Genomic DNA, 10,809 nt, shown 5'->3' with positions numbered 1-10,809 from the left:
GCGTGCGCGTCGCGCATCGAGGGGGCGTCACAGGATGGCTGAAGCGAGGGCAGTGCCCGTCTGGCAGATAAGGTTGAGGGCGGGCAACCCGCGCCGGCTCAGGGATGGGGCCACGCTGTTCATCTGGTGCGCCGTGGGGTTCATCATCTTCATGCCGGGGCTGGAGTTCCTCATCGAGGTGCTCCAGGTGCTGTTCGACCCCACGCCGATGGGCGAGCGCGTGGACATGCGGAACATCCAGGCGGCGGGGCTCGTGTCCGGCGCCCTGGCGCTCATCTCCTTCCTGTCGGGATGGGCGGTGGTGGGCTTCCTCTTCGCGCGCTACCTCTTCCCCTCGCTCTGGGCCGAGGACCAGGTGTTCGTGGATGCCACGGGCGTGACGTGGCGGCGGTGGTTCGGTCCGGGCAGCGAACTGAAGTACCAGCCCTTCTCCGAGGTGGCGGCCGTGCCGAGGCCGCTGGGAGGGGTGGAGTTGTTGTTGTCCTCGGGGCGCACGGTGCGCATCGCCTCGCTGGGGACCTCGGCGGAGCACTCGGAGTTGTGCAACCTGTTGTCCTCGCGCGCGGACGTGGGGTCGAGGCCCCGTGAGCCGGTGAAGTGTGTCCCCGCGGACAAGGAAGCCGTGGACCTTCCTGGCGGTGGCACGATGCTTCGCAGTCCTCGAGGGGATTTGGAGGGACGCGCGTGGGTCCGGGGTGGGGTGGCGCTGCTGCTCGCGGGCTCGGCGGCGATGGCGGCCTGGCGCCAGGGCCTCGATGGGTTCACGGTGGTCGACACCCTGCTCGCGACGCTGCTCTTGGGCCTGGCGGTCTGGGTGGGCGTGAGCGCGCTGCCCAGGTTCCAGTCGCGATGTGAGTGGGAGGTGCGGCCCTCCACGCTCGACCAGGTCTGGTATGGCATGGGGCCTCGCCTGCGCGAGCGTCATCGGGTGCGAGGGTTGGAGTTGAGGCAGAAGGAGTACACCGACTCCGAGGATGGGTCGTGGACGGAGACCTCCCTGTGGATGCTCACGTCCCGAGGCGCGATGTTGTTGGAGGGCGGCAAGGTGGGGGGCGTGAGCCGGGCGCATCTGGGCGAATGGCTCGCATGGCGTCTCGATGTCCCGTTCGAGCACCAGCGCCCGGATTAGCGCGGGGATGATGGCGCTCCCCGGGACGAGACTGCTAAGCCGGACAGGACATGGCCGAGGACATCCCCGCTCCGTTCGCCGAGCTCGCGCAGTTCACCCTGGACCGCGCCTCGCTCCGACGGCTCCCTGAGTCCTTCTGCCGTCGCAACCAGGTCGCGGTGCTGGACAAGGTGGACCCGCAGGCCGACGGCGCGCCGGTGACGGTGGGCATGACGAACCCCGACCAGCCCTCCGTGCTGGAGCTCATCACCGAGTTCCTGCGCCGGCCGCTGCGCGTGGTGCGGCTCAACCCGTACGAAATCGAGTCGGCGCTGGAGGTGGGCTTCGGCGCGGGGCCTCGTGTCACCGCGGACGTGGTGCTGATTCCCGGCACGCGCATGTCGAGCCCGCCCACCACGGTGGAGCTGGTGGAGCACGTGCTCGTGAGCGCCGTGGAGTTGAAGGCCTCCGACATCCACGTGGAGAGCTACTTCGACGACGTGGACCTGCGCTATCGCATCGACGGCATCCTCCACCAGTCGTACACGGACATCGACCCTCGCTCGCTGCCGGGCGTCGTCAGTCGGGTGAAGGTGCTGGCGGGCCTGGACATCACGGAGCGCAGGCGTCCCCAGGATGGTCGGCTGCGCGCGCTCATCGAGCGTCCCGAGGGCCGCAAGGTGGTGGACTTCCGCGTCAGCGTGGTGCCGAGCCCCGCGGGGGAGGACATCGTCATCCGCATCCTCGACGCCAGCGTGGGGCTGGTGCCCGTGGCGAAGCTGGGCATGTCTCCCGCGATGCAGGCCGTCTTCCTGCAACTGTTGGCCAACCCGGAGGGCCTGGTGCTCGTCACCGGGCCCACGGGCAGCGGGAAGACCACGACGTTGTACTCGGCGCTGGCGCAGTTGAACGACGGGCTGCGCAAGATCGTCACCGCCGAGGACCCCATCGAGTACTACGTCCCCAAGGTGAACCAGAAGCAGGTGACGCCGCAGATGCCGTACGCGACGTTGCTGCGCGCGCTCCTGCGCCAGGACCCCAACGTGATGCTGGTGGGGGAGGTGCGCGATCTGGAGACGGGCAGCATGGCGCTGACGGCCGCGGCCACGGGGCACGTGGTGCTGGGCACGCTGCACACCGCGGACGCGGTGGGGGCGGTGGCGCGCCTGCGCGGCCTGGGGCTCGACGACGTGGACGTGGCGGACTCGCTGCTGGCGGTGCTGACGCAGCGGCTGGTGCGTCGCATCTGTGAGCAGTGCACGGTGGACACGCGGCCCACGGACGAGCAGGCGAAGTTGCTGGGCCGCCTGCTGGACGGCGTGCGCACGCGGATGGGGCAGGGCTGCGCCGCGTGCAACCACACGGGCTACAAGGGCCGGCTGGGCATCTTCGAGCTGCTGGTGGTGGACCCGGACCTGCAGGACCTCATCGCCCGGGGCGAGCCCACGGTGCACCTGCGCCGGCACGCGCGGGCCCACGGGCTGCGCACGCTGGTGGAGGACGCGCTGGACAAGGTGGACGCGGGCATCACCACGGTGGCGGAGCTGGTGCGCGTGGTGCCCTATCGCCACATCCTCACCACGCGGGACGAGCGCTACGGCCACGACTCCGACGAGCAGGCCTGAGGGCGGTTTGTGGGAGCGGGCGTGACAACGTCGTGACAGGCTTTCCACCGGGCCTCACGGCGCTTGGTTCGGGGGCACACGGGGTTCATCAGGAGCAGGAGGCATCGCGTGACGTGGCTCACCCAGGAAGGCGAGGTCTGGCGGGCGAGGTTCCGGCCCTCCGCCCACTCACGGGTGATGATGGGGCTCGGCTGGGTGTTCTGGACGGTGGGGTGGTTCGCGGGGGTGGTGGTGCCCGGCGCGGCGCTCGGACGGCTGGTGTTCGCGCTGCTGCGCTCCGTCCCGCTGGCGGTCCACGCGCCGCAAGGCTTCACGTCGAGCTGGGGCGCGGTGCTGGCGGTGCTGTTCCTGGCGCTGTGGTTGTTCGTCTGGGTTCCGGTGGGACTCGTCGCGCAGGTGGGCCTGCTGTGGGCGATGTTCGTTCGGGAAGAGGTGACGGTCGACCCGCGAGGGGTGACGCGCCGCTCGAAGGTGGGTCCCTGGGGTCGGTCCACGCGGGTCGACTTCTCCGAGCTCTCGGATGTGTATCTCCGACGAGAAGGCCAGGCGGTGATGGGGCTGCGGCACACGGGGGAAGAGGTGGCCCTGTCCCAGGGCGGGACGGCCGAGCAGCATCACGCGTTGTGGGCGCGGATGCGCGCGCTGACGGGGCTGGGTGGGCCCGTCTCGGCGCTGAAGCACGTCGTGCCGATGGGGCGGGAGGTGGTTCCGGGGGAGGGGGGCGTCTGGGTCCTGCCTGCGCGGACGACTCGGGTTCGCTGGGCCTGGGTGCAGGGGGTGTTGGGGATGGTGTTGCTGCTGTCGATGTTGCTCCTGGCGTGGCGGCAGCTCTTCGACGGGACGAGTGTGGTGGCCCTGTTGCTGCTGGGGGTGTTGGCGGTGCTGGCGGCGTGGATGCTGCGGTTCGCGAGGTGGACGCTGCGAGGCGTCAATGCCTGGGAGGTGCGTCCGGGGGAGCTGGTCCGCAGGTCGCGAGGATTGGGACGCATTCACGCGGTGCGCTATCCGGTGGAACAGCTCGAGGTGACGCGGCGCCGTCAGGACTCCGAGGAGGGTGGGGACGTGGTGTTCTCGCTGTGGCTGCGCTCCGCCGAGGGCTCGTTCGAGTTGATGCGCGACACGGTGGACCGGAGGCCGTTGGCGCATCTGGGGCACTGGCTGGCGCATCGGCTGGACGTGCCCCTGCGGCTCAAGGCGTTGGGGGAGGGGTGGGAGGATTCGGTGACGAGAAGACTCGACGCGTGACGGGGGCGCCCGCAGAATCGCGCGCGTGAAAGAGCTGGGGGAGTCGCGATGATGACGGTTCAGGAGTTGCGCGCGTTGAGCTCGCGGCTGACCGAGGCCTTCTTCTGCAAGCAGGTGGGGCCGTTCGTGTTGGTGCAGAAGCCGCCCAGTCCGGTGATGGCGCAGCTGGCGCTGAAGATGGGCGCGGCGCGCACGACGATGGCGCGGGACATCCCCAGCCTGGAGCGACAGCAGGTGGCGCTGTGGCTGCACTTCGACGCGCTCACGGTGGCCACGCTGCCGCCGGTGGGCGGGCAGGACGTGCTCACGGTGGGGCGACAGCCGGACTGCGACCTGGTGGTCAACGAGCCCTCGGTGTCCAAGCGTCACGCGAAGCTGTGTTGGTGGGGGCCGTCCGCGGGCTGCACGCTGGTGGACCTCAAGTCGAGCAACGGCACGTTCGTGAACGCCAAGGAGGTGGAGTCCGGAGGCGAGCTGCACCTGCGGGACGGAGACCTGCTGGGGTTCGGCGACGCGACGTTCGCCTACCTGCTCGCGCCGTCCTTCTACGCGAAGATGAAGCGCGTCGGGACCTGAGGCGGAGTCAACGCGACGCGCGGCCGCCGATCTCCGGGAAGCGCTCGTAGGTTCGCAGGAGGGTCTCCAGGTGGGCCGGGTCGTCCAGGTCGAGTGGGGTCTGGGTGAGTTGCACGAGCCACCCGCCTGACTCCGTACGACGCGCTCGAGACAGCAGTTCGGCGTCGAGTGACGCGTCTGGGAACCCGAGGGCTCGCGCTGAGTCCGCGGACCAGTAGTTCAACCATCCCAGGTGATAGGGAATCTCGGGCAGACGGATGTGCTGGAAGAGCTTCAGGGCAGGCAATCCCCGGCGAGGCGCGGGTGGTCCCTCCCGCGTGGGGGCTGTCTGGAACGCGATGTCCAGCGTGGCGTCGTCCGGCGTGGCGTGACCCCAGAACGCCTGTGAGCCCTCGGCGACGGCTTCGAGCACGGCCGACGCGGCAATGACGACCGTCGCATCCAGAGGGAGCTTTGCATGGACCTGGAGTTGTGGCCGCCTCCCCGGGCTCACGTACGCCGAGCGGAGGCGCCCCGAAATCATCACGGGATGACGCTCGTCTCCGTTGCAGACGAACGGGAACTCGCCGCGCGTGCTCTCCTCGCTCACCCACTCATCGCGTCGTGGTAGAGCGGCGAGTCGTCGGCTTTCGGTGCCGGTCCAATCCAATCGCAAGCCGGGCAAGGCGCGCTCCAGCCCCTGGATGGTGGCGAGCGGGCGTGAGTCGGACCCCGTGAGCGGTGGCGCATAGACATTGAGGATGAGGGGGCTCGGCGGAGTCATCTCTGGCATCCCGTGACGACGACCGTGAAGGTGGATTCCTGTTTGAACAGCGCGTCCCGGTGCGCCTCGGTGCTCACGCCTACGACAAAGTCGTAGCCACATTCGATGGCGGTGTCGCGCTCCTTGCTCAACTGCTTGAGCTCTTTCTCGAGCTCCTGTTCCTGGATGAAGCCATTGTACGTATCGAAGCGGTGGGTCTTGATTTCCCACAGCACGCGCGCGCCGACCTGCAGTGCATCGAAGCGAACCCCGTTAACACTCACGTCCATGCCGGGGTACCGATTGGGCGGGAACCTGTCGGCACAGGCGTTATGGGCCACATCCTTGGACGCACGCGGCACCGGAACAGGCTCGCAATGGGGATGGCGCGAGCTGCCCACGGGCAGGGGTGGCACAGGCGGTTGTGAGCCTTGTTCAGCGGGGTCCCGCTCAGGCTTCCGGTGGCCTTCGGCTGCTCCAATCGTCTGTGTCGTTCCGGCGGTGTCGCCCGCTTCCTCGGCATGGCGGCGTCGTAGCTCATGCGCCTCCAGTGCATCGTGAATGGCCGCGGCGACCACCACGACCCCCAGGACGACGACGGTGCCCACGATGATTTCGGGAGCCGCCAGGACACAGAGCCCGAGCCCCACCGCCGCGGCGCCAGCGGAGGCCACCGAGCATCTCCCCGTGGTGTCACGGAACTCGAGCCGGTCATGGTCGAGCACCTGATAGCACCGCTCCGCGAGCACGGGCCACGGCTGGGAGGCTTCGCGAACGGCGCACTGGCCCTCGTCCAGCCACGGCAGCGAGGCCGCTCTCTGGAGATTGGCGAGCCGTGGGTTCCGGGACGTGCCTCCCCGAGTCTCAGGCGCCGACGTCGCGCAGGCCGAGAGGAGCAGCAGAACCACGGCGGATGCGCCGAATCGCAAGGCGACGTCCTTTCGGGGGCAGGGGGAAGCCATGCTACCGCCAGCATCCGCCGCCTCGCGCCAGTTTCGTGAGGAGGGAGCGGACCGCCGGTAGAGTGCCGCGTGGGCTCGCGGATGTGCCCGGCAGGAGGACATCGGACGTGGAAGCGACGTCGGACGACTTTGGACCGCCGAGAGACGAGCAGGAAATCTCCGCCGTGTCAGACATCTTGATGCATGCCTACGCCATGACGCCCGCGGAATGCGCCGCGTGGCGACAGCGTCTGGACTCGAACGACCTCCGTCTGCTGCGCGAGGGTGGCAAGGTCGCTGGCACCCTCGTCTCCATCCGCAAGGGACAGTGGTTCGGTGGCCGCAGCGTGCCCGTCGTCGGCGTGGGCGGCGTGGGCGTCTCGCCCGTGCACCGTGGACAGGGCACCGCCAGCCGCCTGATGACCCGGCTCGTCCAGGAGGCCCGTGCCTCCGGCGCCGCGCTGTCCATCCTGTACCCCGCCACCCAGCCGCTCTACCGGCGCGCCGGTTACGAACAGGCCGGAGCCCGCTACGAAATCCGCGTGCAGATGGCCGCCCTCGAGATGGGCGAGCGCACGCTGTCGCTGCGCGCCATCGAGCCGCGCGACGAGGCCGCCATCACCGCCTGCTACCGGCGCGAGGCGAGCCTTCGCCCGGGCTGGTTGGATCGCAGTGAGTTCTCGTGGAACCGCGTGCGCAACCCCCGCTCCGAGCAGGTCCACGGCTACCTCGTCGAAGGCGCCTCCGGCATCGAGGGCTACGTCTACCTCGCGCGCAGGCCGCTCAAGGATTTGCGCCAGGAATTGGCCCTGACCGACCTGGTCGCCAGCACTCCGGCGGCGGCGCGCAGGCTCCTGCGCTTCCTCGGCGACCACCACTCGCTGGGCACCGAGGTCGTCTGGTACGGCGGCCCGGACGACCCGTTCCTCCTGCTCCTGCGCGAGCAGTCGTACACCGTGAAGGTCTACATGCACTGGATGGCGCGTGTGCTCGACGTGAAGCTCGCGCTCGAGTCGCGCGGCTGGACGCCGGGGCTGTCGGGCTCGCTGCACCTCGACGTGGCCGACGAGCTGTTCGAGGAGAACCGGGGCCGCTTCGTGCTCGACGTGCGGGATGGCGTGGCCCGCGTGACGCGCGGGGGCGAGGGCCGGCTGAAGCTGGACATCCGCCAGCTCGCGACGCTGTACACGGGCTTCCAGTCCGCCGCCGCGCTGCGCTCGGTGGGGCTCCTGGAGGCGGATGACGCCTCGGTGCGCTCGGCGATGGCCCTCTTCGGCGGTCCCCAACCGTCCCTTCGCGACATGTTCTGACGCCGGGACTCCCTCCGGGGCCCGGGTGGCTACCGCCCCGAGGGCCGGAGGTGGTAGGAGCCCGGGACCTCATTCGTGGAGGAGCGGTCCATGCGGGCGTTCGTCACCGGCGGTTCCGGTTTCGTGGGCAGGTATCTCCTGGCGGCGCTCAAGTCGCGCGGTGCGCCGGCGCGTGCCCTGGCGCGCTCCGCCGCGGCCATGTCCACCGTGACGGCCGCCGGAGGCGAGCCCTTCGAGGGGGACCTGTCCGACGTGGAGGTCCTCAAGCGCGGCATGGTGGGCTGCGACACCGTCTTCCACTCGGCCGCGTTGGTGAAGTCGTGGGCCCCGCGCGCGGAGTACTACGAGGCCAACGTGCGCGGCACGGAGCGGGTCCTCGAGGCCGCCCGCGCCGCGGGCGTGAAGCGCTTCGTGCACGTCAGCACGGAGGCGGTGCTCGCGGACGGCACGCCGCTGGTGAAGGCCAACGAGTCCTGGCCGCTGCCCGAGCGCCCCATCGGCGACTACCCGTCCACCAAGAACGAGTCCGAGCGCCGGGTGCTGAGCGTGAACTCGCCGGACTTCACCACCGTGGCGGTGCGGCCCCGGTTGGTGTGGGGGCTCGGGGACACGTCGGTGCTGCCGCAGATGGTGGACGCGGTGCGCACCCGGCGCTTCAAGTGGGTGGGGGACGGGCGCTACCTGAGCTCCACCTGCCACGTGGTCAACTGCGTGGAGGGCATGCTGCTGGCCGCGGAGAAGGGGCGGGGCGGCGAGGCGTATTTCCTCACCGACGGGGAGCCCGTGGTGTTCCGGGACTTCGTCACCGCGATGCTCAAGACGCAGGGCGTGGACCCGGGCACGAGCACGATTCCGTACGGCCTGGCGGCGGTGGTGGCCACGGTGGGGGACCTGGCGTGGGGGACCTTCGGGCTCCCGGGCCGTCCGCCGCTCAGCCGCACCGAGGTGTTGCTCATCGGCCGGGAGGTGACGGTGAGTGACGAGAAGGCCCGCCAGGAGCTGGGCTACGAGGGGCGGATGCCGCGCGTCATGGGACTGAAGGAGATGGAAGCGGCGTTCCAGGAGAAATCGTCACAGGCCGCCTGAGGCGCGCCGGGAGCGTGTGCGGTAGCCTTGTGGGCGGCCAGTGCACCGGGAGGTTGGGCCATGCGTAGGTTCGAGTTCGTCGAGGGAACCAGCTCCAAGTTCTGGCAGCCGGAGGTTCAGGGCAACGTCTTCATCGTCACCTTCGGGCGCATCGGCACCGCCGGGCAGCGCAAGGAGAAGGCCTTCGCCGACGCCGCGGGCGCGCAGAAGGAGTACGACAAGAAGGTCGCCGAGAAGGTGCGCGAGGGCTACAAGGAGGTGACGGAAGGGGGCGCTCCCGCCGCCGCCGTGGCCGCGCCGCCCGCCGCGCCGAAGGAGACGCCGCTGCCGCGCCGCGTGCCCGTCGCCACGCCGACGCAGGCGACGCTGGACGTCGCCGCCGAGGCGCTCGCGGGGCTCCGGGCCCGTCTGGGCTGGCGCAGCTGGGAGGTCACCTCTCGCGCCCGTCGCGCGCGCAGGGCGCTGCGGGCCCTGGGCGGCGTGGACCCGGCGTCGCACGCGCAGCTGGGGCCTGTCTTCGAGGCGCTGATGAAGCGCGTGGTGGCCGCGCCCAAGGAGGGCCGTCTGCCGCTGCGTCACGCGCTGGGGTTGTTGAGCGAGCTGGACGTGGCCGCCTTCAGCCGCGCGGTGGAGCTGTGGAGGGCCGCGCCGGAGTCGGGCGAATTGGGCATGGTGCGCCGCGCGGACTCGCTGGGTGAGCCGGAGCTCGCGCTGCGGTTGGGCCTGCTCCTGGCGGAGCGTCCCGGGTTCAAGGGCAGCGCCTCCGAGGATGGCTGGGCGAAGCGCTGGGGCCAGCTGCGCCCGCACGTGGAGAAGAAGCTGTCCGAGTCCGGCGGCTCGCTGTCCGAGTGGGTCAAGGGCGTGAACGCGGCGAGCGAGACGCCGCTGGCGGGACGACTCTCTCGGCTGGAGGCCTGAGGCTGGACATGTTGTTGGAAGGGGGATGCAGCGGCACATGACACCCAGGGTTCTCATCGTCGTCGGATTCCTCGCCGCGCTGGGTGGGGTTCTGTACCTGACCTCGGAGCGAGGTCCCCGGTCGACGGAGGTCCCTGAGGCGGGGACGCCGCTGCCCACCGCCGTGTCCCGGCCCTCGAGGCCGGGCAAGGTGGTGGACGTCACCTTCCTCTACAGCACGGAGAAGAAGGACTGGGTGGAGGCCGCGGCGCGGGACTTCGAGCGCGAGCATCCGTCCATCCGTCTGACGTTGGTGGGGCGCGGCTCGCTGGAGGCCGCGCAGGCCATCCTGGACGGCCGGGAGCAGCCCACGGTGTGGAGTCCGGCGGACAGCGCGGTGTTGCGCATGCTCGCGTCGGACTGGGCGACGGATGCCTCGCGCGGGCCGCTGTTCGCGGAAGCCGGTGAGCAGGCGCCGCGTCCGCTGGTGATTACGCCGCTGGTGTTCGTGGTGTGGGCGGACCGGGCGGAGGTGCTGCGCAAGGCGAGTGGTGGCGGCGCGGTGTCGTGGAAGGTCCTCCAGAAGGCGGTGACGAGCCCCCGGGGCTGGCCGGCGATTGGAGGCAAGGGGGAGTGGGGGCTGGTGAAGCTGGGCCACACGGACCCGACGCGCTCGAACTCGGGGCTGCAGGCGTTGTTGCTCGCGACGCTGGAGTACTACGGCAAGCGCGGCGGGCTCACGGTGGAGGACCTGCTGGACCCGGGGTATCAGGATTGGATGAAGGCCTTGGAGCGAGGTGTCACGCGCTTCGAGCCGTCGACGGGGACCTTCATGGCGGACATGGTCCGCTTCGGGCCTTCGCGTTACGACATCGCGGTGGTGTACGAGAACCTGGCGATTGCGCAGGTGTCGCAGGCGCAGGGCCGCTGGGGTGAGCTGAAGGTGTCCTATCCCGCGCTCACCCTGTGGAGCGACCATCCGGCGGCGGTGCTGCAGGGGGATTGGGTGACGCCCGCGCAGAAGGAGGCGGCGCTGGAGTGGCTGCGCTATCTGCACAGCCGGCCGGTGCAGGAGCGGGCGCTTCAGTTCGGCTTCCGGCCGGCGGACCCCGCGGTGCCGTTGAAGACCGATGACCCGGCGAATCCGTTCACGCGGCTTGCGTCCCATGGTGTCCAGGTGGACGTGCCCCCCGTGGCGGAGGTGCCCGAGGGGCCCGTGGTCCGGGACCTGTTGATGCTCTGGTCGCGTGTGCTGACGTCGGGTCGGTAGGGGCCGCGT

10 protein-coding genes are annotated in these 10,809 nt (G+C 70.2%); 8 read left to right on the top strand and 2 right to left on the bottom strand.

Features of this window, described 5'->3' with window-relative positions:
* The first annotated feature begins 34 nt into the window (after window positions 1–34).
* From LXT21_RS24700 to LXT21_RS24685, 4 genes are all read left to right on the top strand, one after another.
* A complete protein-coding gene (locus LXT21_RS24700) occupies window positions 35–1,129 on the top strand; it encodes a hypothetical protein (RefSeq protein WP_254040636.1) in 1,095 nt (364 codons plus the stop codon).
* 50 nt (window positions 1,130–1,179) lie between these two features.
* Window positions 1,180–2,733 (top strand): GspE/PulE family protein, encoded by a 1,554-nt coding sequence (locus LXT21_RS24695; protein ID WP_254040635.1) that lies wholly within the window; start codon window positions 1,180–1,182, stop codon window positions 2,731–2,733.
* A 108-nt stretch (window positions 2,734–2,841) separates the two neighbouring features.
* A complete protein-coding gene (locus LXT21_RS24690) occupies window positions 2,842–3,978 on the top strand; it encodes a hypothetical protein (RefSeq protein WP_254040634.1) in 1,137 nt (378 codons plus the stop codon).
* A 48-nt stretch (window positions 3,979–4,026) separates the two neighbouring features.
* Window positions 4,027–4,554: an FHA domain-containing protein gene (locus LXT21_RS24685; RefSeq protein ID WP_254040633.1), complete on the top strand. Its 528-nt coding sequence runs from the start codon at window positions 4,027–4,029 to the stop codon at window positions 4,552–4,554.
* 7 nt (window positions 4,555–4,561) lie between these two features.
* Here the strand turns inward: LXT21_RS24685 and LXT21_RS24680 are convergent, their stop codons facing one another.
* The gene (locus tag LXT21_RS24680) at window positions 4,562–5,317 is read right to left on the bottom strand and encodes a DUF5953 family protein (RefSeq protein ID WP_254040632.1); all 756 of its coding nucleotides are present in this window, start codon (window positions 5,315–5,317) and stop codon (window positions 4,562–4,564) included.
* Window positions 5,314–6,225, bottom strand: coding sequence for a DUF6310 domain-containing protein (locus tag LXT21_RS24675; protein ID WP_254040631.1), 912 nt, complete (start codon window positions 6,223–6,225; stop codon window positions 5,314–5,316). The genes LXT21_RS24680 and LXT21_RS24675 overlap by 4 nt, the downstream gene beginning before the upstream one ends.
* A 188-nt stretch (window positions 6,226–6,413) precedes the next feature.
* Here LXT21_RS24675 and LXT21_RS24670 point away from each other — a divergent pair, with 188 nt between their 5' ends.
* The 4 genes from LXT21_RS24670 (at window position 6,414) to LXT21_RS24655 (ending at window position 10,800) form a co-directional block, all read left to right on the top strand.
* Window positions 6,414–7,547, top strand: a complete 1,134-nt coding sequence (locus LXT21_RS24670; protein ID WP_254040866.1) for a GNAT family N-acetyltransferase — start codon at window positions 6,414–6,416, stop codon at window positions 7,545–7,547.
* Window positions 7,548–7,637: 90 nt separating this feature from the next.
* Window positions 7,638–8,633 carry an NAD-dependent epimerase/dehydratase family protein gene (locus LXT21_RS24665; protein ID WP_254040630.1) on the top strand — a complete coding sequence of 332 codons (996 nt, stop codon included), beginning with the start codon at window positions 7,638–7,640 and terminating at the stop codon, window positions 8,631–8,633.
* A 60-nt stretch (window positions 8,634–8,693) separates the two neighbouring features.
* A complete protein-coding gene (locus tag LXT21_RS24660) occupies window positions 8,694–9,551 on the top strand; it encodes a WGR domain-containing protein (RefSeq protein ID WP_254040629.1) in 858 nt (285 codons plus the stop codon).
* Between the two features lie 37 nt (window positions 9,552–9,588).
* Window positions 9,589–10,800 carry a substrate-binding domain-containing protein gene (locus LXT21_RS24655; RefSeq protein ID WP_254040628.1) on the top strand — a complete coding sequence of 404 codons (1,212 nt, stop codon included), beginning with the start codon at window positions 9,589–9,591 and terminating at the stop codon, window positions 10,798–10,800.
* The last annotated feature ends 9 nt before the right edge of the window (window positions 10,801–10,809 follow it).

It is taken from the genome of Myxococcus guangdongensis (assembly GCF_024198255.1).
Classification (GTDB): Bacteria; Myxococcota; Myxococcia; order Myxococcales; family Myxococcaceae; genus Myxococcus; species Myxococcus guangdongensis.
Note: the sequence above shows the minus strand (reverse complement) of the source record. Positions and strands in the feature narration are given on the sequence as shown.

Bases quoted from the DNA above. Each gene is read 5' to 3' on its own strand.
- LXT21_RS24655 (WP_254040628.1), top strand. From the start codon at position 9,589: ATGACACCCAGGGTTCTCATCGTCGTCGGATTCCTCGCCGCGCTGGGT.
- LXT21_RS24685 (WP_254040633.1), top strand. From the start codon at position 4,027: ATGATGACGGTTCAGGAGTTGCGCGCGTTGAGCTCGCGGCTGACCGAG.
- LXT21_RS24660 (WP_254040629.1), top strand. From the start codon at position 8,694: ATGCGTAGGTTCGAGTTCGTCGAGGGAACCAGCTCCAAGTTCTGGCAG.
- LXT21_RS24695 (WP_254040635.1), top strand. From the start codon at position 1,180: ATGGCCGAGGACATCCCCGCTCCGTTCGCCGAGCTCGCGCAGTTCACC.
- LXT21_RS24700 (WP_254040636.1), top strand. From the start codon at position 35: ATGGCTGAAGCGAGGGCAGTGCCCGTCTGGCAGATAAGGTTGAGGGCG.
- LXT21_RS24680 (WP_254040632.1), bottom strand. From the start codon at position 5,317: ATGACTCCGCCGAGCCCCCTCATCCTCAATGTCTATGCGCCACCGCTC.
- LXT21_RS24665 (WP_254040630.1), top strand. From the start codon at position 7,638: ATGCGGGCGTTCGTCACCGGCGGTTCCGGTTTCGTGGGCAGGTATCTC.